The 21,305-nt window shown below is 64.9% G+C and carries 22 protein-coding genes; 11 read left to right on the forward strand and 11 right to left on the reverse strand.

All coding sequences use genetic code 11. The features are described 5' to 3' along the window. Positions 1–12 precede the first annotated feature (12 nt). The 3 genes from murU to C2862_RS20150 are packed head-to-tail and all read left to right on the forward strand — an operon-like array spanning position 13 to position 3,232. Entirely contained in the window at positions 13–732 is a 720-nt protein-coding gene (gene murU, locus C2862_RS20140) for an N-acetylmuramate alpha-1-phosphate uridylyltransferase MurU (protein WP_136221947.1), read from the forward strand. Beyond that, positions 729–2,060 (forward strand): aminopeptidase P N-terminal domain-containing protein, encoded by a 1,332-nt coding sequence (locus tag C2862_RS20145; RefSeq protein ID WP_136221949.1) that lies wholly within the window; start codon positions 729–731, stop codon positions 2,058–2,060. The genes murU and C2862_RS20145 overlap by 4 nt, the downstream gene beginning before the upstream one ends. Continuing rightward, positions 2,060–3,232, forward strand: coding sequence for an FAD-dependent monooxygenase (locus tag C2862_RS20150; RefSeq protein ID WP_136221951.1), 1,173 nt, complete (start codon positions 2,060–2,062; stop codon positions 3,230–3,232). The genes C2862_RS20145 and C2862_RS20150 overlap by 1 nt, the downstream gene beginning before the upstream one ends. Positions 3,233–3,258: 26 nt before the next feature. Here the strand turns inward: C2862_RS20150 and C2862_RS20155 are convergent, their stop codons facing one another. The 3 genes from C2862_RS20155 to C2862_RS20165 are packed head-to-tail and all read right to left on the reverse strand — an operon-like array spanning position 3,259 to position 6,207. Then, on the reverse strand, positions 3,259–4,734 hold the full coding sequence (locus tag C2862_RS20155; protein WP_136221952.1) for an NAD(P)(+) transhydrogenase (Re/Si-specific) subunit beta: 1,476 nt from the start codon (positions 4,732–4,734) through the stop codon (positions 3,259–3,261). Continuing rightward, positions 4,731–5,072: an NAD(P) transhydrogenase subunit alpha gene (locus C2862_RS20160; protein ID WP_136221954.1), complete on the reverse strand. Its 342-nt coding sequence runs from the start codon at positions 5,070–5,072 to the stop codon at positions 4,731–4,733. The genes C2862_RS20155 and C2862_RS20160 overlap by 4 nt, the downstream gene beginning before the upstream one ends. A 22-nt stretch (positions 5,073–5,094) precedes the next feature. Beyond that, a complete protein-coding gene (locus C2862_RS20165) occupies positions 5,095–6,207 on the reverse strand; it encodes a Re/Si-specific NAD(P)(+) transhydrogenase subunit alpha (RefSeq protein WP_136221956.1) in 1,113 nt (370 codons plus the stop codon). 248 nt (positions 6,208–6,455) lie between these two features. Here C2862_RS20165 and C2862_RS20170 point away from each other — a divergent pair, with 248 nt between their 5' ends. From C2862_RS20170 to C2862_RS20180, 3 genes are all read left to right on the forward strand, one after another. Continuing rightward, the gene (locus C2862_RS20170) at positions 6,456–6,953 is read left to right on the forward strand and encodes an NUDIX hydrolase (protein WP_136221958.1); all 498 of its coding nucleotides are present in this window, start codon (positions 6,456–6,458) and stop codon (positions 6,951–6,953) included. Between the two features lies 1 nt (position 6,954). Further along, positions 6,955–8,067 (forward strand): tRNA 2-thiouridine(34) synthase MnmA, encoded by a 1,113-nt coding sequence (gene mnmA / locus C2862_RS20175; RefSeq protein WP_136221960.1) that lies wholly within the window; start codon positions 6,955–6,957, stop codon positions 8,065–8,067. A gap of 199 nt (positions 8,068–8,266) precedes the next feature. After that, a complete protein-coding gene (locus C2862_RS20180; RefSeq protein WP_136221962.1) occupies positions 8,267–9,934 on the forward strand; it encodes a methyl-accepting chemotaxis protein in 1,668 nt (555 codons plus the stop codon). A 21-nt stretch (positions 9,935–9,955) separates the two neighbouring features. On the opposite strand, the gene C2862_RS20185 is transcribed toward C2862_RS20180, so the two are convergent. Continuing rightward, on the reverse strand, positions 9,956–11,761 hold the full coding sequence (locus tag C2862_RS20185) for a bifunctional diguanylate cyclase/phosphodiesterase (protein ID WP_136221964.1): 1,806 nt from the start codon (positions 11,759–11,761) through the stop codon (positions 9,956–9,958). 233 nt (positions 11,762–11,994) lie between these two features. On the opposite strand from C2862_RS20185, the gene C2862_RS20190 reads away from it, so the two are divergent. Next, a complete protein-coding gene (locus tag C2862_RS20190) occupies positions 11,995–12,720 on the forward strand; it encodes a GAF domain-containing protein (protein ID WP_229467523.1) in 726 nt (241 codons plus the stop codon). On the opposite strand, the gene C2862_RS20195 is transcribed toward C2862_RS20190, so the two are convergent. The 3 genes from C2862_RS20195 to C2862_RS20205 are packed head-to-tail and all read right to left on the reverse strand — an operon-like array spanning position 12,707 to position 14,572. Continuing rightward, on the reverse strand, positions 12,707–13,108 hold the full coding sequence (locus C2862_RS20195; protein WP_136221966.1) for an ANTAR domain-containing response regulator: 402 nt from the start codon (positions 13,106–13,108) through the stop codon (positions 12,707–12,709). The genes C2862_RS20190 and C2862_RS20195 overlap by 14 nt on opposite strands. 9 nt (positions 13,109–13,117) lie before the next feature. Then, the gene (locus tag C2862_RS20200; RefSeq protein ID WP_136221968.1) at positions 13,118–13,894 is read right to left on the reverse strand and encodes a 5'-3' exonuclease H3TH domain-containing protein; all 777 of its coding nucleotides are present in this window, start codon (positions 13,892–13,894) and stop codon (positions 13,118–13,120) included. 6 nt (positions 13,895–13,900) lie between these two features. Beyond that, positions 13,901–14,572: a glutathione S-transferase family protein gene (locus C2862_RS20205; RefSeq protein WP_136221970.1), complete on the reverse strand. Its 672-nt coding sequence runs from the start codon at positions 14,570–14,572 to the stop codon at positions 13,901–13,903. Positions 14,573–14,748: 176 nt separating this feature from the next. Between C2862_RS20205 and C2862_RS25985 the strand changes: the two genes are divergently transcribed. After that, a complete protein-coding gene (locus tag C2862_RS25985) occupies positions 14,749–16,326 on the forward strand; it encodes a methyl-accepting chemotaxis protein (protein WP_168710120.1) in 1,578 nt (525 codons plus the stop codon). A 48-nt stretch (positions 16,327–16,374) separates the two neighbouring features. After that, positions 16,375–17,181 carry a DUF72 domain-containing protein gene (locus tag C2862_RS20215; RefSeq protein WP_136221972.1) on the forward strand — a complete coding sequence of 269 codons (807 nt, stop codon included), beginning with the start codon at positions 16,375–16,377 and terminating at the stop codon, positions 17,179–17,181. Positions 17,182–17,228: 47 nt separating this feature from the next. On the opposite strand, the gene C2862_RS20220 is transcribed toward C2862_RS20215, so the two are convergent. The 4 genes from C2862_RS20220 to C2862_RS20235 all read right to left on the reverse strand — a co-directional run bounded on the left by C2862_RS20220 (position 17,229) and on the right by C2862_RS20235 (position 20,296). Then, a complete protein-coding gene (locus C2862_RS20220; protein ID WP_136221974.1) occupies positions 17,229–17,768 on the reverse strand; it encodes a transposase in 540 nt (179 codons plus the stop codon). A gap of 127 nt (positions 17,769–17,895) precedes the next feature. After that, positions 17,896–18,156 carry a DUF6587 family protein gene (locus tag C2862_RS20225; protein ID WP_136221976.1) on the reverse strand — a complete coding sequence of 87 codons (261 nt, stop codon included), beginning with the start codon at positions 18,154–18,156 and terminating at the stop codon, positions 17,896–17,898. 1 nt (position 18,157) lies between these two features. Further along, a complete protein-coding gene (locus C2862_RS20230) occupies positions 18,158–20,035 on the reverse strand; it encodes a ferrous iron transporter B (RefSeq protein ID WP_136221978.1) in 1,878 nt (625 codons plus the stop codon). A 3-nt stretch (positions 20,036–20,038) separates the two neighbouring features. Continuing rightward, entirely contained in the window at positions 20,039–20,296 is a 258-nt protein-coding gene (locus tag C2862_RS20235) for a FeoA family protein (protein WP_136221979.1), read from the reverse strand. A gap of 212 nt (positions 20,297–20,508) precedes the next feature. Here C2862_RS20235 and C2862_RS20240 point away from each other — a divergent pair, with 212 nt between their 5' ends. Both C2862_RS20240 and bfr read left to right on the forward strand, forming a co-directional pair. Continuing rightward, positions 20,509–20,721: a bacterioferritin-associated ferredoxin gene (locus tag C2862_RS20240; protein WP_056342863.1), complete on the forward strand. Its 213-nt coding sequence runs from the start codon at positions 20,509–20,511 to the stop codon at positions 20,719–20,721. A 94-nt stretch (positions 20,722–20,815) separates the two neighbouring features. After that, entirely contained in the window at positions 20,816–21,286 is a 471-nt protein-coding gene (bfr, locus tag C2862_RS20245) for a bacterioferritin (RefSeq protein ID WP_136221981.1), read from the forward strand. Positions 21,287–21,305: the final 19 nt, after the last annotated feature.

The raw sequence follows: 21,305 nt of genomic DNA on the forward strand, positions 1-21,305 counted from the left end.
TTCGAGAAGCCCATGAAAGCCATGATTTTCGCCGCCGGCCGCGGCGAGCGCATGCGTCCGCTGACGGACACCTGCCCGAAACCCTTGTTGAAAGTGCGCGGCCGTCCGCTCATCACCTGGCATGTGCTGAACCTGGTGCGTGCCGGGATCACCGACATCGTCATCAACCATTCGCACCTCGGCCACATGATCGAGGAAGAACTCGGCGACGGCAGCAAGTATGGCGCGCGCATCGTGTATTCGCACGAGCCGACGCCGCTGGAAACGGCGGGCGGCATTGCCAACGCCCTGCACCTGCTGGGCGACGAACCTTTTCTCGCCGTCTCGGGCGACATCTACGCGCCCTACTTCGATTTCTCGCAGGCGCTCGACGCCCTGCCTGACAACGACGCGGTCGGCCAGCCGATCCCGATTGAAAAGCGCGACATCGCCTGGCTGTACCTGACGCCGAACCCCTGGCACAACCTGGAAGGCGACTTCGGCCTGGACATGTACACCCTGTCTAACGACGGCGACCCGAAATGGAACTTCGCCGGCATCGGCGTCTACCGTCCGGAGATGTTCGACGGCATCCGCGCCGGCGAATTTTTAAAATTCGGTCCGCTGATGCGCAAGTTCATCGACCAGAAACGGGTCGGCGGCGAGATCTACAACGGTCCCTGGGTGAACGTCGGCACCGCCCGCCAGCTCGAAGAACTCAACGCGCCGCTGGCCAAGCGGGCCGGCGCGTGACGCCCTTCGCCGCCCGCCGCGCACGCCTTGCCGCCGGCATGGAGCCGGGCGCGGTGGCGGTGCTGGCGACGGCGCCGGAAGTGGCGAGGAACAGCGACAGCGACTATCCCTACCGCCACGACAGCTATTTTTATTATCTGACCGGGTTTATGGAGCCGGAAGCCGTATTGGTGCTCGTGGCGGGCCGCGGCGATACGCCGGCGCGCTCGATCCTGTTCTGCCGCGAAAAGCATGCCGAGCGCGAGATCTGGGACGGTTTCCGTTACGGCCCGGCCGCCGCGAAAGACAGCTTCGGCTTCGACGAGGCCTACCCGATCGGCGAACTCGATGCGCAGATGGCGCGCCTGCTGGCCGACGTGCCTGCCTTGTACTATGCGCAGGCGTCGAATGCGGCGCTTGATGCGCAGGTCGCCGGCTGGCTGAAAGCCGTGCGCGCCCAGTCGCGCAGCGGCGTCAATGCCCCGACGCGTACCCAGCACCTGCTGGCCCTGCTCGACGAGATGCGTGTATTAAAAGACGAGAGCGAGCAGGCGCTGATGCTGCGTTCGGCCACGATCGCAGGCGCCGCCCACGTGCGCGCAATGCGCGCGGCGCGGCCCGGCATGTTCGAATACGAACTGGAAGCGGAGCTGCTCTACGAATTTCGCAGGAGCGGCGCCCAGTTCCCGGCCTATACGCCGATCGTGGCCAGCGGCGCCAACGCCTGCGTGCTGCACTACAGCGCCAACAATGCGCAGACGCTTGATGGCGACCTGGTCCTGATCGACGCCGGCTGCGAGTTCGACAGCTACGCCTCCGACATCACGCGCACCTTCCCCGTCAACGGCCGCTTCAGCGAGCCGCAACAGCTGTTGTACGAACTGGTGCTGCGGGCGCAGGAAGCGGCGCTCGCGGCCGTGGTGCCGGGCCGTCCCTATGGCGGCGTGCACGAGGCGGCCTTGAACGTGCTGGCCGAAGGCATGCTGGACCTCGGCCTGCTCGACCGCGCACGATACGGCAGCGTCGAGAACGTACTGGCCGAGCGCGCCTATACTACCTTCTACATGCACGGCACCGGCCACTGGCTGGGATTGGACGTGCACGACACCGGCAGCTACCGCGACCTGTCACTTGAGGGAAAACCGTCGCGCCTGCTGGTGCCGGGCATGGCGCTCACCGTGGAGCCGGGCATCTATGTGCGCCCGGGCCCGGACGTGCCGGAACGCTTCTGGAACATCGGCATCCGGATCGAGGACGACGTGATCGTCGGCGATGCGGGTGCACGCGTGTTGTCGGGCAGCGCGCCGAAGACCGTGCGCGACATCGAAACCTTGATGGCGGAGCGATGATGGAACAGCAGCAAGACAATCTGGATGTAGCGATCTGCGGCGCCGGCCCGGTGGGACTTGCCCTGGCCGCCCTGCTGGTGCGGCGCGGGATCGAGGGCAGCCGCATCGCCCTGATCGATGCCCGTGCGCTGGGCCAGGCGATCTCCGATCCGCGCTCGATCGCGCTGGCCTGGGGCAGCCGCCAGCTGCTGGAAGAAGTCGGCGCCTGGCCCTTCCCATCGACCCCGATCCACACCATCCACGTCTCGCGCCGCGGCCAGCTCGGGCGCAGCCTGCTCGACCGCAGCGAACACCGGCTCGACGCCCTTGGCTACGTCACGCGCTACGGCGACGTGGTCGACGCCCTGGCGCGCGCGGTCGAACGCACCGGCGTGCAGGTGATCCGCCCGGCGCGCGTGGAGGCGCTGGACGAAACGTCCGAGCACGTGGCCCTGACGCTCGATGACGGCCGCACGCTCACGGCGCAGGTGGCCGTTGGCGCCGAAGGCGGCGTCTTCGGCCAGCAGGAAGACAAGGCCAAGACCCGGGATTATGGCCAGAGCGCCGTGATCGCCCGCGTCTCGACCAGTTCTCCGATTGCGCACCGCGCCTTCGAGCGGTTTACCGACGAAGGACCGCTGGCGCTACTGCCGCAGGAAGGCGCCGACGGGCTGCAGTACGCGCTGGTCTGGTGTGTGCGGCCTGAACGCGCCGAGGCGCTGCAGGCGATGGAAGAAGAACGGTTTTTGCAGGAGCTGGGCGAGGCCTTTGGCGGACGGCTCGGACGTTTCATCAAGGTCTCGCCGCGCTTTTCTTATCCGCTCGGCCTGAACGCCGAGCCGCACGCCACCACGCGCACGGTCGCCATCGGCAACGCGGCGCAGACCCTGCACCCGGTGGCGGGACAGGGCCTCAACCTCGGCCTGCGCGACGCCGCCGTGCTGGCACGCCTGCTGGCGCGCTGCCCGGGGCCGGAAGGTATTGGCCGCTTCCTCGATGAGCGGGCGCAGGATCGGCAGTTGACCATCACGCTGACGGACGCGATGGCGCGCGCCTTTGTCGGCAGCGGGCCGTTGCAGTCGGTGCTCGGATTGGGATTGGCGGCGCTCGATGCCGTCAAGCCGGCGCGCACGCTGCTGGGGGAGTTGATGATGTACGGCCGGCGTGGCGGCTCGGCGCTGTTGCCTCGGTAGGGTGGGCACTCTGTGCCCACCCTACGTTATTCCACTGCCTTTACCATTGATTCAATCACCTTCTTCGCGTCCCCGAACACCATCATCGTGTTCGGCTGGTAGAACAAATCGTTATCCAGCCCCGCATACCCCGAGGCCATCGAGCGTTTGTTCACGATGATGCTCTTCGCCTTGTAGGCCTCGAGAATCGGCATGCCGGCGATCGGCGATTTCGGGTCCTTGGCGGCCGGGTTGACGACGTCGTTCGCGCCCAGCACCAGCACGACATCCGTCTGGCCGAATTCGCCGTTGATGTCTTCCATCTCCGCCACCTGGTCGTAGGGCACCTCGGCTTCGGCCAGCAGCACGTTCATGTGACCCGGCATGCGCCCCGCCACCGGGTGGATCGCGTAGCGCACGTTGACGCCGTGCTCGGTGAGCTTGTCCACCAGTTCCTTCACCGAGTGCTGGGCACGCGCCACGGCCAGGCCGTAGCCGGGAACGATGATCACGGATTCGGCGTTCTGCAGGATGAAGGCGGCATCTTCGGCCGAGCCGGATTTCACCGGACGCTGTTCCTTCGCACCGCCCTCGTCTGCCGCCGCTTCGCCGCCGAAACCGCCCAGGATCACGTTGAAGAAGGACCGGTTCATCGCCTTGCACATGATGTACGAGAGGATCGCGCCCGAGGAACCCACCAGCGAGCCGGCGATGATCAGCATCGAGTTATTCAGCGAGAAGCCGATACCGGCCGCCGCCCAGCCCGAGTAGGAGTTCAGCATCGACACCACCACCGGCATGTCGGCGCCGCCGATCGGGATGATGATCAGCACGCCCAGCACGAACGACAGCGCGGCCATGATGGCGAAGGGTGTCCAGGCCGGCTCCACCGCATCCGAGAAGCAGAAGATGAGGCCCAGTGCGATGATGGCGATCGCGATGATGAGGTTCAGGATGTGCTGGCCACCGAAGCGCACCGGCGCGCCCTGGAACAGGCGGAATTTGTACTTGCCCGACAGCTTGCCGAAGGCGATCACGGAACCGGAAAAGGTCACCGCGCCGACAAAGGTACCGATGAACAGTTCGAGCCGGTTCCCGAACGGCAGCGGCTGGCCGCGCGTGGCGATATTAAAAGCCCAGGGCTCGGCCACGGCGGCGATCGCGATGCAGACGGCGGCAAGGCCGATCAGCGAGTGCATCGCCGCGACCAGTTCCGGCATCTTGGTCATCTCGACCTTTTTCGCGGCATAGGCGCCGATCGCGCCACCCACAACCACGCCCAGCAGCACCAAGGTAAAGCCCATGCCGCCGCTGCGGCCTGCGTCGGCGGCTGCTGCAAACTCGGCTTGCAGTTTATAAATCAGGGCAATCGTGGTCGCCACCGCGATCGCCATGCCGGCCATGCCGAAGGTATTGCCCATGCGCGCGGACGAAGGCGAGGACAGCCCTTTTAAAGCCTGGATGAAGCAGACCGAGGCCACGAGGTAGAGCAGCGTGACCACATTCATGCTGATGTAGTTCATGCGGCCTCCTTCTGCGGCGCCTTGGCGGTGGCCGCATCGGCGGACCGTTTCGGTTCCTTCTTCTTGAACATCTCCAGCATGCGCTGGGTGACGAGAAAGCCGCCGAACACGTTGACGGCGGCCAGCGCGACGGCGACCGTGCCCATGGTCTGGCCCAGTACCCCTTCGGTGAGGCCGGCGGCCAGCATGGCGCCGACGATGATGATGGCGGAAATGGCGTTGGTGACCGCCATCAGCGGCGTGTGCAGGGCCGGCGTGACGGTCCAGACGACGTGGTAGCCGACGTAGATCGCCAGCACGAAGATGATCAGGTTGATGATGGTGTGGCTGATGTCCATGACGTTCTCCTTATCTCGTCGCCTATTTGCGCAGCGTTTCGCCCTGGTGGCAGAGCAGGGTCGCGCGCACGATTTCGTCCTCGAGGTCGATATGAAACTTGTCTTCCTTGTCGACGACCAGTTTCAAAAAGTCGAGCACGTTACGCGCGTACAGGGCCGAGGCGTCGGCCGCGACCAGGGCGGCCAGGTTCGGTTCGCCGATGATGTGCACGCCATGCTTGACCACCGTCTTGCCCAGCTCCGTCAGCGGGCAGTTGCCGCCCTGCTCGATCGCCATGTCGACGATCACGGAACCCGGTTTCATTGCCTGCACCGTCTCTTCGCGGATCAGGATCGGCGCGGCGCGCCCCGGGATCAGGGCGGTGGTGATGATGATGTCGGCCAGCTTGGCGCGTTCGTGGACCAGTTCACCTTGTCTGCGGATCCAGTCGGCCGGCATCGGACGCGCGTAGCCGCCCACGCCTTGCGCGATTTCCCTTTCTTCGTCGGTCAGGAAAGGCACGTCGATGAACTTGGCGCCCAGCGACTCGACCTGTTCTTTCACCGGCGGACGCACGTCCGACGCTTCGATCACGGCGCCCAGGCGTTTTGCGGTCGCGATCGCCTGCAGGCCAGCCACGCCGACACCCATGATCAGCACACGCGCCGCTTTGACCGTGCCGGCGGCCGTCATCAGCATCGGCATGAAGCGTTGATAGGTGTTGGCGGCGAGCATCACGGCCTTGTAGCCGGCGATGTTCGCCTGGGACGAGAGCACGTCCATCGACTGCGCCCGCGTGATGCGCGGCGCCGCTTCCAGCGCAAAGGCGGTCAGGCGCGCGCCGGCCATGGCGGCGATGTTGTCGTTATCAAAAGGATTGAGCATGCCGACCACGACCGTGCCGGGCCGCATGCGGGCGCGCTCGGATTCGTTGGGGGCGCGCACTTTCAGGACCATGTCGCACTGCAAAGCCTCGTCCGCGCCGGCCAGCGTGGCGCCGGCGGCGGCATAGGCCTCGTCCGTCACCGCCGCTTGCAGGCCGGCGCCGGACTGCACCACGACCTCGTGCTTGGCCGCTAATTTTTTCACTGTTTCCGGAGTTGCCGCTACGCGGGTCTCGCCCGGCCGTGTTTCGGCCGGAATGCCGATTCTCATGCATCCCTCCTTCATGTTGGTGTTCTGTTCACAATCTAACACGTAAACATGGCCCTTTTGTCATTACATGGTGGAGACCCGGCCGGACGCATGCCGGGTGGGTGAAATGCGATACAGATGAGGCACAATGGCCACGTTTTTTGTATCAAATCGCTGCACTTGCGGCTTTTTTGTTGCACTGCACAGGTACTTGCAAGCAACGGTTTGACGGGCGCTGTAGAATATCGGCTCATTTGTCGAGGACGCGCATGACCCATACCTTCAGACCGTCAGTCACCGTTGCCGCCATCATCGAACGGGATGGCCGTTTCCTCCTGATCGAGGAAGAGACGAGCGAAGGCATCAAGCTGAACCAGCCGGCCGGCCATCTCGACCCGGGCGAGTCGCTCGAGCAGGCGGTCGTGCGCGAAGCGATGGAAGAGACGGCACACGAATTCATGCCGACCGGCCTGGTCGGCATGTACATGTCGCGTTACTACTCGAAGTCGCGCAATGCCGACATCACCTATTTGCGCTTCACCTTCTGCGGCACCGCCGGCAAGCAGTACGACCAGCCGCTCGACGACGGCATCCTGCGCACGATCTGGATGACGCGCGACGAGATCGCCGCATCGAGCGAGCGCCACCGCAGCCCCATCGTGCTGCAATGCGTGGACGATTACCTGGCCGGCCGGCGTACCGACCTGGCCCTGCTGTACACCCACCCGTCGGTGTTCGAAGAAACACTGGCTACTGACCGAAACTGATATGAGCAAAAAGAAAGTCGTGATCGGGATGTCGGGCGGCGTCGACTCCTCGGTCGCGGCCTGGATGCTGAAAGAACAAGGCTACGACGTGGTCGGCCTGTTCATGAAGAACTGGGAAGACGACGACGATTCCGAATACTGTTCGACGCGCCAGGACTGGATCGACGCGGCCAGCGTGGCCGACGTGGTCGGCGTCGACATCGAGGCCGTGAACTTTGCGGCCGAGTACAAGGACCGGGTGTTCGCCGAATTCCTGCGCGAATACCAGGCCGGCCGCACGCCGAACCCGGACGTCCTCTGCAACGCCGAGATCAAATTCAAAGCCTTTCTCGACCACGCGATGAAGCTCGGCGCCGACCTGATCGCCACCGGCCACTATGCGCGCGTGCGCGAAAATGCAGCCGGCAAGTTCGAGCTGCTGAAGGCGTTCGACCATACCAAGGACCAGAGCTACTTCCTGCACCGCCTGAACCAGGCGCAGCTGTCGAAGTCGCTGTTCCCGCTGGGCGAGATCCCGAAAACGGAAGTGCGCAAGATCGCCGAGAAACTGAAGCTGCCGAACGCGGCGAAGAAGGATTCGACCGGCATCTGTTTTATCGGCGAGCGTCCGTTCCGCGACTTCCTGAACCGCTATCTGTCCCACAAACCGGGCCCGATGAAGCTCGACAACGGCCAAACGGTGGGCGAGCACATCGGCCTGTCCTTCTATACCCTGGGTCAGCGCAAGGGCATCGGCATCGGCGGTCTGAAATCGCACAAGAACGCGGACGGCACCAGCGAGCCATGGTTCGTCGCGCGCAAGGACATCGCGACCAACACCCTGTACATCGTGCAGGGCCACGATCATCCGTGGTTGCTGTCCGCGCGCCTGGAAGCGGGCCAGGCCAGCTGGGTCGCGGGCGAGCCGCCGGCTACCGGCCTGCTCTCGGCCAAGACGCGCTACCGTCAGGCTGACGTGGCCTGCACGGTCGCGGCCGACGGGCTGGAGCGTTTTGCACTTGACTTCACCGACCCGCAATGGGCCGTCACGCCAGGCCAGTCGGCCGTGCTGTACGACGGCGACATTTGCCTCGGCGGCGGCATTATCGACGGCGCCAGCGCGGTCGTTCGCTAGCAAAAAGTAATGGCTGCAGTCCAAAAAGACCGGTTCGACCGGTCTTTTTTTTGCACAAAAACCACGAAATCGGAAAAATCAGTAATTTTTTTATCGTCGGTATTGAGTTTGCTCAAGTAGAGCCGTTACTCTAGTTGCCGTACAGCAAAACTAGAACCGGTGCGCCGCATCGCCCTTTACTTGAAAAGTACCGTCGACCATGAACCTTTCCAATCTGCGCGTCCGTACCCGGCTCTTTGCCGGCTTCGGCATCCTGTGTGTTTTCCTTCTCGTCATCGTCGTCTTCGGCACAACCATGCTTGGCCGCATCAATGACGGCACCGAAACCATCGTCAGCAACTACATGCCGAAGATCGAGGCTTCGCATGCCGTGCTTACCGAGGTCAACGTCATCTCGGTCGCCCTGCGCAACATGATGCTCAACAGCGATGAGGCCGACCGCAAGGCGCAAACGGCCGACATCGAGAAGGCCCGGGCCAAGATCGCCGACACCTTTACCTGGATGCAGGGCGTGATCGTCAGCGAACAGGGCAAGGCATTGCTCAAGCAGAGTCTCGACTTCAACACTAAGGCCGTGGCCGGGCAGGACGAGCTGCTGCGTCGGATCCAGGCCGGCGACATCGCGAGCGCCTCCAGCTATCTCGTCGGCGAGTACCGCCCGATGCTGGGCGAGTACCGCAAGGTGCTGAACGCCCAGATCGACATGCAGAAGAGCCTGGCCGACAAGGCCAATACGGATGCACAGCAGACCTACGACAACAGCCAACGCACCATGTTCGGCCTCGCCGCCCTGATCCTGGCGCTGGCCGCCTTCATCGCCTGGCGCACGACCACCTCGATCACGGCGCCGGTCGCGCGTGCCCTGCGCATCGCCGAGACCGTCGCCGCCGGTGATCTCACCAGCCGTATCGAAGTCACCACGCGCGACGAGCTGGGCCAGCTGCTGGCGGCGCTGAAAAAGATGAACGACAGCCTGTTCGACACCGTCTCCACGGTACGCAGCGGCACCGAGCTGATTGCTTCGGCCTCGTCGCAAGTGGCAGCGGGCAGCCTCGACCTGTCGGCCCGTACCGAGCAGCAGGCCAGCGCGCTCGAGGAAACCGCGTCCTCGATGGAAGAACTGACCTCGACCGTGAAGCAGAACGCGGAGAATGCACGCCAGGCCAGCACGCTGGCCACGAGCGCGTCGACCGTCGCCGCGCGCGGCGGTGACGTCGTGCAGCAGGTGATCGGCACGATGGACGCGATCAACGACGCCTCGACGCGCATCGCCGACATCATCGGCGTCATCGACGGCATCGCCTTCCAGACCAATATCCTGGCGCTGAATGCAGCCGTCGAGGCGGCACGCGCCGGCGAACAGGGACGCGGCTTCGCGGTCGTCGCCAGCGAGGTGCGCAACCTGGCGCAGCGCTCGGCCGCCGCGGCCAAGGACATCAAGGGCTTGATCGCCGACTCCAACGAGAAGGTCGGCGACGGCAGCCGCCTGGTCGGCGAAGCGGGCCAGACGATGGAAGAGATCGTCGCCAGCATCCGCCGCGTCACCGACATCATGAACGAGATCAGCGCCGCCAGCCGCGAGCAAAGCGCGGGCATCGAGCAGATCAACCAGGCCGTCACCCAGATGGACCAGGTGACCCAGCAGAACGCCGCCCTGGTCGAGGAAACCTCGGCCGCGGCGGACGCGATGCGCAGCCAGGCGGCAGCGCTGGCCAAGACGGTGGCGGTGTTCCGTACCGGGGCCGATGCACAGCCGGCGGCAGTGGCTGCGGCGCCGCGCCTGGCGCGCGTGAAACCGGTGCAGAAGGCGGCACCGCGCAAGACGCAGCTGGCCACCGCCGGTATCGACGGCTGGGAAGAGTTTTAAGGTGTTGAGCTATTCCAGCTGTCAGGCCAGCGCCGCCTGGCGCGCAGTACGCGGCCTTGCCACAGTCCACTTCGCGCAGATCCATTCTTCGAACTGCTCCGGCGCCAGCGGCTTCGCATACAGATAGCCCTGCACCTGGTCGCAGCCGGCACCGGCCAGGGCATGCGCTACCTGCGCCGTCTCCACGCCCTCGGCGACCACAAGCTGGCCGAGCTCGTGCGCGAGCTTGATCATGGTCGCGACCAGCGCGCGCTTGCGCTCGTCGACGTCGAGCTCGCGGATGAAACTCTGGTCGATCTTGACGACCTTCGCCGGCATGCTCTGCAGGTAGGCGAGGCTGCTGTAGCCGGTGCCGAAATCGTCGATCGCCAGCTGCACGCCGCCCGCGGCCAGGGCGTCGAGGGTGGAGGCGGCCAGCGTGCGCTTGCTCATCAGCGCGCTCTCGGTGATCTCGATCGCCAGCGCGCCGGGCGGCAAGTCCCAGGCCTGCAAACGCGCCAGCACGTGCCCGCAGAAGTCGGGTTCGAGCAGGTTCACGGCCGAGACGTTGATCGCGACCTGCAGCGCCAGCCCGGCGCGGCGCCATTCGGCCAGCTGGCGCAGCGCGCGCTCGAGCACCCAGCGCGTGGCGGCGCGCGCCAGCGAGGTCTGTTCGATCACCGGGATGAATTCGCCCGGCGAGATCTCGCCCAGCTCCGGGTGGCGCCAGCGCAGCAGCGCTTCGGCGCCGATGCAGCGGCCCGTGCCCAGTTCGATCTTGGGCTGGAACACGAGGCGCAGCTGGCTGTCGTCGGCCAGCGCTGCGCCGAAGTCGTTGGCGACGCGAAAGCGCCGCAGGAACACGGCGTTCTGCTCGGCCGAGAAGACGCGTACGCGGTGCGAGCCTTCGATGGCGTCGTGCGCTGCGCTGTACATGTCGCGCAGCAGGTCGAGCGCGTCGGCGCGGCCGGTCGCGAACGGGACCACGCCGACGGTGGCGGTGGTGACGAAGCGGGCGGTGGTGGTTTCGAGGCGCAGCGCGATCCAGCTGGATAACCACTCGCAAAAACGCGCCAGGTCCGCGCCCGGCTCGGCCAGGAAGGCAAACTGGCTCGGTCCGACGTGGTACAGCTTGCGCGCCGGTCCCAGGGCCGCGCGCAGCATGCGCGCCGCCTCGCGGATGATGTCGTCGACGAAGCCGGCGCCCATCGCGCACACGGCGCTGCTGATCTGCCCGGGCGTGGCCAGGTTCACCAGCGCGGCCAGGCGCGCCTCGCCCTCCGGTCGCTCGAGCGCGAGGTCGTGCAGGTCGTCGACGAACTGCGTGCGGTTCGGGATGCCGCTGACAGGATCGACGCGGCCGATCGCATGCTGCAGCTCGATCTGGGCCATGACCATCGCGGCGAGATCGGCCAGGCCCGTGCGTTCGGTCTCGCTGATCGTGCGTGGCTCGGTACCGAGCACGCACAGCGCGCCCAGGCCGTAGCCGTCACGCGTCACCAGCGGCGCGCCGGCATAGAAACGTACGCCGGACGCGGCCAGGTGGCTGTCGCGGTAGCAGGCATCGAGCAGGAGGTCGGGTACCACCAGCATGCGCGCGGTATTCGCCACTTCGCCGCACGGGGCCTTCTCGCGCGGGATCGCGCAATGGTCGACGCCGACGCGCGACTTGAACCATTGGCGGTCGACGTCGGTCAGCGACACCGCGGCGATCGGCAGCTTGAACAGCTGGGCCGCCATCCGCGTGATGCGGTCGAACGCCTCGTTGGGCGGCGTGTCGAGCAGGTCGAGCTTGCGCAGGGCGTCGAGACGGGCGGCTTCCAACTGGGCCGGCGATGGGTGACTCATGGGCTTCCTTGTGCGCCGGTTGGGGACCGAACTGTAAATGACGAAATTGATGAATCACTACATTCTGATCGTCAAATTTCTACGAGTCAACATAAATATTCTGAATTGATGCGTAAATACGGCGCTTTGTAGCTGAAACGGGAATGAACAGGAAATGCTCATCATCAATTTCGGCATTTTGCGCCTTCTTGAAGTAGAATGCTCAGCAGTTATTGCATAGTGGAATTAATACCATGGTTTTAATGCGCCCCGATGACGGGGACGATCCAATCCTGACCACGCGCGAAGCGGCGCGCATGCTGGGCATTGCCGTCAGCACGGCCCAGCAATGGATCGAAAACGGCGTGATCCCGGCCTGGAAGACGCCGGGCGGCCATCGGCGCGTGCGCCTGAGCGACGTCAGCGCCCTGCTGCGCGAACGGGCCGGCCTGGCGCCCCTGCCCGGCAGCCCCGACCCCAGGGATTTTGTGCCGGACGCCGCCAGCGTGCTGCCGCAACACGAGTACGAGCGCCTGAACGCCCTGCGTGCGACGGGCCTGCTCGACAGCGAAGCGGAAGCCGTGTTCGACCGCCTGACCTGGCTCGCCACGCAGGTGACCGAGTGCCCGGTGGCGCTGCTGTCGCTGGTAACGGCGCGCCGCCAGTGGTTCAAGTCGCGTGTCGGCATCCAGTTGCCGCAGACGCCGCGCGAGGATGCCTTCTGCAGCCACACGATCGCCGGCAGCGGTCCACTGGTCGTACCCGACACCCTCCAGGATGCGCGCTTTCGCGACAACCCGCTGGTAGTCGGTGCTCCTCACATCCGTTTTTATGCGGGCTTCCCGCTGGCCGACGGCAGCGGCTTCCGGCTCGGCGCCCTGTGCGTGATGGATTACGAGCCGCGCCGCCTGCGCGAACGCGAGCTGCGCGCACTGAAGGAACTGGCCGCGATCGCGGCCGAGGAAATCAGGCGCCGCTAGTGCCGCCGCCGGCTTGCTGCTTGCGCACCACCGCAATCACCGTGTTGCGGATGGTTTTCAGCACGGCGTCGGCGCGGAAGGGTTTGACGATGAAGCCATGCACGCCGCGCGCCAGCGCGCCTTCGATGGCCGGTGCATCGAGCGTGCCCGAGACCATGAAGATCAGCGTCTTCGGCAGGTTGGCGCGCAGCTGCTCGACGACATTGCTGCCGTCCTCGACCTGTTCGCGCGCGATGCACATGATCTGCGGGCGGAACTTCGCCGCCTGCACCAGTGCGTTGTGTCCTGTGTGGGCCTGCGCCACGACCTCGTAGCCGCCGTCCGTCAGCACGGTGTTCAACAGGCCGCGCGAGATCGCGTTCGAGTCGACAATGACTGCTTTCAGCATCTATCTCTTTCAGTGTGAATCGTAGGCCAGCATGTTCCAGGTGACGCCGAGGCGCACGTCGGTCTTCAGCTCCACCAGCTGGCGCGACAGGTACAGGATGTCGCGCTCGGCGCGCAGGCGTTCGCCCAGCGGCGTTTTCAGGATGCCGGCGCCGGCCATCACGGCATCCAGGCTGCCGTAGGCATTCAGCAGGCGCGCCGCCGTCTTCATGCCGATCTTCGACACGCCCGGCACGCCGTCGGTGGCGTCGCCCATCAGCGCCAACAGATCGTGCAGCAGCTCGGGCGCCACGCCGAATTTATTCCGCACCCAGGCGTCATCATGCCACTCGTTCTTGAAATGGTCCCACACCAGGGCGCCGTGCGCGATCAGCACGTGCAGGTCCTTGTCGGTGGTGGCGACGATGGCCTCGCCGCGGTTCTCCTTCAGCCAGCGCATCACGCAGGTGGCGACGACGTCGTCGGCCTCGACCTCGGGCAGCATCGCCACCGGCACCCCGGCCGTTTGCAGGCGCGCCTGGAATTCCGGCAGCGCTTCCCGCAGCACCGCCGGCATCGGGGCGCGGTGCTCGCGGTAGCGCGGATACAGCGCGTGTCTCCAGTTCTGGCCGCCGTAGTCGAAGGCGGCCAGCACGTGCGTGGGCGCGTGCGTTTCGAGCAGGTTGCGAAACGAGGAGAAGGCGTGGCGCAGGGCGATATTCGCCTTCAGGTCGGAGTCGGGCTCCGGGCTGGCTTCGTAGACCCGGCGCACGATGTTCAGTCCGTCGATCGCGAGCAGCTTTGCCATGCGGACTTACCTTGCGTAGTCGTACTTGCCGCCGCGCTCCAGGGCGCGCGCATAGGCCGGGCGCGCATGGATGCGTTGCAGGAAGCTCGTCAGGCGCGGGTACTGGGCGCCGAGTCCGGCGCGCGACGCCGCCGCCTCCAGCGGAAAACTCATCTGGATGTCGGCCGCGCTGAATTCGTTCCCGGCGAACCAGTCGCGCGTGGCCAGTTCCGATTCCAGGTAGGCCAGCTGGTTGTTGATGTTCGGGTTGACCAGCGTGTCTTTCACCTTGCGCGCGATGCTGCGCGCGATCGGTTTCGCAAAGAAGGGCATGGGGCCGTTCTCGATGCGGTCGAACACGAGCTTCATCAGGAGCGGCGACATCGCCGAGCCTTCCGCGAAGTGCAGGAAGAAGCTGTATTTCAGCTGTTCCGGTGTGCCGGCGGCGGGAGTGAGGCGCCCGTCGCCATAGCGCTCGACCAGGTATTCGACGATCGCGCCCGACTCGGCCACGACCAGGTCGCCATCCGTGATCACCGGCGATTTGCCGAGCGGGTGCACGGCCTTCAGTTCGGGCGGCGCCAGCATCGTCTTCGGGTCGCGCTGGTACTTCTTGATCTCGTAGGGCAGGCCCAGCTCTTCGAGCAGCCACAGGATGCGCTGCGAGCGCGAATTGTTCAGGTGATGGACGGTGATCATCGGCGCGGCATGGAAGGCGGAAGGACCGTTAGCTTAGCACTGTTGCGTGCTTACAAGAAGACATCCTCTAGTTCGTCGAAAAATGTTTTTTCTGAGCAATAGTTGTTCTACAATCGCCAACTTTGTTGAACATCCGTCAAATCCGACATTTAGCCAGCGCCCTGCCCTTACCTTCCATGAAAACGCTTTTTCGTCTGAACATTGCCCAGAAACTGGGCCTGCTGACCATCAGTACCGGCCTTGGCATGGCCATCGTCGCCGCCTGCTTCCTGATTTCCGAACGTACCCTGATCCTCGAAGAACGGGGGAGCGGCGTGCGCCAGGCGGTCGAGGTGGCAGCCGGCATCGTCGAGCGCCATCGCCAGCAAGCGGATGCGGGCACGGTGCCGCAGGCAGCGGCGCAGGCGGCAGCCCTGGCCGAACTGAAGGCGCTGCGTTACAGCGGCGAAGAGTATTTCTGGGTCAACGACATGGCCCCGCGCATGCTGATGCATCCGACGAAACCCGAGCTGGACGGCAAGGACGTCGGCGCGATCGCCGATCCGAACGGGCTGCGCCTGTTCTCGGTCGCCGTCGAGGTGGTGCGCAAGGATGGCGCCGGTTTCATCTCCTACATGTGGCCCAAGCCGGGACAGGACGCGCCGGTGCCGAAGGTGTCGTACGTAAAAGGCGTGGCGGGCTGGAACTGGGTAATCGGTTCGGGCGTGTACATGGACACGGTCGGCGCCATCTTCTGGCCGCGCGTGCTGTGGTTCTCGGGCGCGACGGTGGTCCTGTCGAGCGTGCTGATGCTGTTCGGCCTGTCGCTCTCGCGCAGCATTGCGCAACCGCTGGCGCGCGCCGTGACGGTGGCGCGCACCGTGGCCGCGGGCGACCTGACGGCGCAGATCGACGTGCGCGGGAATGACGAGACGGCGCACCTGCTGCACGCCTTGCGCGACATGAATGCGAGCCTCGGCAAGATCGTCGGCGAAGTCGACGTCGGCATCCATGCGATCGCCAGCGCCTCGAACCAGATCGCCGCCGGCAACCACGACCTCTCGAACCGCACCGAGCAGCAGGCCAGCTCGCTCGAGGAGACCGCCTCCACGATGGAAGAGCTGACCGGCGCCGTGCGCCAGAACGCCCAGCACGCGCGCCATGCGACGCGCCTGGCGGCATCGGCGGCCGACGTGGCCGTGCGCGGCGGCGAAGTCGTGCAGCAGGTGGTGCAGACGATGGAGTCGATCAACGACTCCTCGCGCAAGATCGTCGACATCATCGGCGTCATCGACGGCATCGCCTTCCAGACCAACATCCTGGCCCTGAACGCGGCGGTCGAGGCGGCGCGTGCGGGCGAACAGGGACGCGGCTTCGCGGTCGTCGCCGGAGAAGTGCGCACGCTGGCGCAGCGCTCGGCGGCGGCGGCGAAAGAGATCAAGGCGCTGATCGACGACTCCGTGACCCGCGTCGACGCCGGCAGCGCGCTGGTGCGCAATGCGGGGACGACGATGGACGACATCGTCAGCAGCGTGCGCCAGGTGAACGGCATCATCGGCGAGATTTCGGCCGCCAGCGAAGAGCAGGAAACCGGCATCGCCCAGGTCAATGGCGCGATCGCCGCGATGGACGGCGTCACCCAGAAGAATGCGGCACTGGTCGAGGAAGCGGCGGCGGCAGCGGAATCGATGCGCCAGCAGGCCGAACGCCTGGCCGAGGTGGTGGGCGTGTTCAAGGTCGCGGGCTCGAACGAGAGGCGGCTGCTGGCGGCCTGAGTTCGGCAACGCACCGAGCCTGCCCTGCCCGCCAGCTAAGATGGGCCGATGGGCAAGATCCACATCGGCATCTCCGGCTGGCGCTACGTTCCCTGGCGCGGCAAGTTCTATCCTCCCGGGCTGGCGCAAGCGCGCGAGCTCGACTACGCCGCGCGCCAGCTGCCGACGATCGAGATCAACGGCTCCTTTTATTCGCTGCAGCGCCCCGCAAGCTACGCCGCCTGGTACGCGGCCACGCCGCCCGGTTTCCTGTTCGCGGTGAAGGGCAACCGCTTCATCACGCACATGCTCAAGCTGAACGACATCGACGGCCCGCTGGCCAACGTGCTGGCCTCGGGCGTGTTCGAGCTGCGTGAAAAGCTCGGGCCCTTCCTGTGGCAGTTCCCGCCCATGCTGCGTTTTGATCCCGACCGCTTCGAACATTTTTTTAGCCTACTGCCGCAGGACACGGAAGCCGCGCTGGCCCTGGCGCGCCAATATCAACCGCGCATGGAAGGGAAAGTGTCCTTGGCGCTGGATGCGAAGCGCCCGATGCGCCACGCGGTCGAAGTCCGCCACGAGAGTTTTCGCGACGAGCGTTTTCTCTCTCTGCTGCGCAAGTACAAGGTGGCATTGGTGGTGGCCGACACCGCCGGCAAATTCCCCTACATGGACGACGTGACCGCCGACTTCGTCTACATCCGCCTGCACGGCGACAAGGAGTTATATGCTAGCGGCTACGACGACGCGGCGATCGAACGCTGGGCCGAACGCATTCGTGGTTGGAGCAAGAAGGGGGATGTGTACTGCTACTTCGATAACGATATCAAGGTGCATGCGCCGTACGACGCCCAGCGCTTGATTGCTGCACTGTAGGGTGCGCATTCATGCGCACGCGGTCGTCCCCATGCACACCACACCGCCTATTCGATCAACATGCCCCTGATCTCCGCCGTCCCACCCCAATCCTCCGCATACACCCCACTGCGCACATATCGATGAAACGTCGAATACGGCCACTCCACCACCCGCTGCACAAATCCATGCTTCACCGGATTGAAATGGATGTAATCCATATGCCGCTCGAAATCATCCTCATCCCGGATCTGATGCTCCCAAAATCGTCTCTGCCAAATGGTCGACTCGCGCCTTTTCTGACGCGATGAGGTCGAGAGCGCCGGATCATGCAAGGCCGGTGCGCCACGGCTCGACACATGACGTTTGATGATCGACCACCGGGTCGAATAATCGGTGTCGTGATCGGGCATTGTCCAGATGCAGTGCATGTGGTCGGGCAGGAGGATCCATCCGTCGACAACGAAGGAGCGGGTTTCACGAACGAAGCGGATTGCGTGCGCGAGGCTCGACCGGATTGCGGGGTTACAGAAAATGGGACGTCGGCGGTGCGCGACGACCGTGAAGAAGTACGTGGAGCCAGTGAGGAGGCGGCGGTAGCGTGACATGGTGCGGCATCGTAATGCGGCGGCATGTCAGTGCGGATGTGTTGGATCAATCGGGATGCGCGCGGAGCGGGGCGTAATTGCCGTGCCATCTGCGTACGGTCAGACGGCGTGGGCATGAATGCCCACCCTACTTCTTGTGAATCCTGATAACCCGGCGAGTGCTGTCTGTAGGCGGCGTCAGTTCCTCCGGCGTCTCGCAGGTATTACACGTCTTGCACCCACCCCCGCAGCTGTCCGCCGTATCCAGCCAGCGCACCAATGTGGAGTCCTGGCCACCGCGCGAGAGGCGGTTGACGATGCGGATGCGCCAGGCGGCGGGCAGGTACTTGGCGCCGACGTAGACGGCGGCGACAAGCACCACGAGCGCGACCACCAGCTCCTGCCACATGTCAGCCGCCCCCAAAAGCCAGGGCGACGCGGTAGGTGATGAAGGAGGCGACGTAGGCCAGCGCGAACATGTAACCGGCCATCATCCAGGCGTACTTGGCGCTGCCCGTTTCGCGGCGCACGACCGACAGGGTCGACAGGCATTGCGGCGCGTAGACATACCAGGCCAGCAGCGACAGGGCGGTCGCCATCGACCAGGAACCGGCGATCAGCGGCCCGAGGGTGTTCGCGACCTCGTCGCCGGAACCGGCCAGCGCGTACACGGTGCCGAGCGCGCCGACCGCCACTTCGCGCGCGGCCATGCCGGGCACGAGGGCGATGCAGATCTGCCAGCCGAAGCCGATCGGCTCGAAGATCACCGACAGGGCGCGCCCCAGCATGCCGGCCACGCTGTAGTAGATCGGCGGTTGCGTCGCGCCTTCCGGTGCACCCGGGAAGCTGGACAGGAACCAGACCAGCACCATCAGGGTCAGGATGATGGTACCGACGCGCATCAGGAAGATCTTGGCGCGTTCCCACAGGCCCAGGGCCAGCGTCGGCAGGTGCGGCCAGTGATAGGCCGGCAGTTCCAGCATCAACGGATGCTGGCCGCTGCCGCTGCGGCGCTTCATGTACCAGGCCACCAGCATCGCGCTGACGATGCCGAGCGCGTACAGCACGAACAGCACCAGGCCCTGCAGGTTGAACATGCCGACTTCGCGGTCGGGGATGAAGGCGGCGATGATCAGGGCGTACACCGGCAGCCTGGCCGAGCAGGTCATCAGCGGCGCGATCATGATCGTCACCAGGCGGTCGCGCGGATTCTGGATCGTGCGCGCGGCCATCACGCCGGGAATCGCGCAGGCGAAGGAGGACAGCAGCGGAATGAAGGCGCGTCCCGACAGGCCGACACCGCCCATCATGCGGTCGAGGAGAAAAGCCGCGCGCGGCAGGTAGCCGACATCCTCGAGGATCAGGATGAAGAAGAACAGGATCAGGATCTGCGGCAGGAACACGAGCACGCCGCCGACGCCGGCGATGATGCCGTCCACGATCAGGCTGCGCAGCGGGCCTTCGCTCATCGCGCCGCCGATCCACTGGCCGATGCCCTCGACCGTACCGGTGATGAAATCCATCGGCGCTTCGGCCCAGCTGAAGACGGCCTGGAAGATGATGAACATCAGCGCGGCCAGCAGAATCGGCCCAAGCGCCGGATGCAGGATCACATGGTCGATCTTTTCCGACAGGTTGCCCTTGTCGTGCGCGTAGCTGGTCGTCGCATCCAGGATGCGGCGCACTTCGCGCTGGGTTTGTTCGACCGGCACGGCGTCGATGCTTGCCAGGGGTTTCGGTGCGGTGGGTTCGAGCGGCATGCGGTCGAGCACGTCCAGCAGCGCCTGTTCGCCGCCGGCCTGGATCGCGACGGTCTCGACCACCGGCATGTTCAATTCCTGGGACAGCCGGACGGTATCGATCTCGATGCCGCGTTTCTTTGCCACGTCGACCATGTTCAGGGCCAGCACCATAGGCAGGCCGAGGCGCTGGATTTCCAGCACCAGGCGCAAATTCAGGCGCAGGTTTGTGGCGTTGACGACACAAACGATGGCATCCGGCGCCGATTCGCCGGCGCGCAGGCCGGCCACGACGTCGCGCGTGATCGCTTCATCCGGGGTTTGCGCGGACAGGCTGTAGGCGCCCGGCAGGTCGAGCACGCGCAAGGCGCGGCCGGAAGGCGACGTAAAACTGCCCTCCTTGCGTTCGATGGTGACGCCGGCATAGTTCGCCACCTTCTGGCGCGCGCCGGTGAGGCGGTTGAACAGCGCGGTCTTGCCGCAGTTGGGATTGCCGAGTAAAGCGATCAGGGGCGAGCGCGTCGCCACCTGTTGTTCCATGACGCCCATCGATTATTCCGGCTGGATCGAGACGAGTGCGGCCTCGAATTTACGCAGGGCGAAAGTCGATTCGCCGACCTTGACGGCGACCGGGCCGCCCGGCAGGCCGCGCTTGAGCATGCGGATGCGTTCGCCCGGCACGAAGCCCAGTTCCATCAAACGGCGCGCCACGTCCTGGCCTCCCAGTGCGTGTGGCGCGAGGTGGATCACGGTCGCACTCTGCCCGGCCTTGAGGGCGTCGAGTGTGGTCAAAGTGGGGACGAGAGTCATGGCGGCGTTCCGGTGTATGGCGCTGATCTGTAGCGCTGATGAGACAGATACTAGCATCATAAACCTAAATGCGAATTATTTCTATTTGCAGCTTTGATCACACGACAAAACCGCTTGCGTTCCTCAAAAACTTTCCGCAGAATAGAACACGAATGAGAACGATTCTCATTATTCGAGTGACAACTCGGCCGACAACTTCAGGGACCGCTGCAATGATCGTCTGTGTCTGCAACAACATCTCCGACCGTGAAATCCGCCAGGCGGTCGACCTCGGCATCACCTCCATCGCCGCCCTGCGCGCCGAACTGGGCCTCGGCACCGACTGCGGCAAGTGCATCAGCTACGCCCGCGAAGTGCTGCACGAAGCACTCGACAGCAAGACCGTAGTCACCGAACTGAGCTTCCGCGCCTCCCAGCCGGCCTGATCCGGCCTTCCGCTTTGCGCGGCAGGTTTCTGCCGCGTGCCCCTTCGCGCTTTGCTATGATTGTGGCAACGCACAACCAACAACAAGGCACATCATGAAGGGCGATCCCAACGTCATCCGGCTGCTCAACGCGCAGCTGACCAACGAGCTCACCGCCGTCAACCAGTACTTCCTGCACGCGCGGATGTACCGCCACTGGGGCTTCTTCAAGCTCGGCAAGAAGGAATACGACGAATCGATCGGCGAAATGAAGCACGCCGACAAGCTGATCGACCGCATCCTGATGCTCGACGGCCTGCCCAACCTGCAGGCCCTGCACAAGCTCCTGATCGGCGAGAACACCGAAGAGATGCTGGCCGCCGATTTAAAACTCGAGCGCGCCGCCCAGATCACGGTCAAGGAAGGCATCGCCGCCGCCGAAGCGGCCGCCGACTACGTCTCGCGCGACCTGCTCTTGATGATCCTCGAAGACACCGAAGAGCACATCGAGTGGCTCGAGACCCAGCTCGACCTGATCGTCAAAGTCGGGATCCAGAACTACCTGCAGAGCCAGATGGTCGAGTAAGGTTCACCGGACGGCGGCG

This window comes from Massilia sp. Mn16-1_5 (genome assembly GCF_004798585.1).
Lineage (GTDB): Bacteria > Pseudomonadota > Gammaproteobacteria > Burkholderiales > Burkholderiaceae_D > Telluria.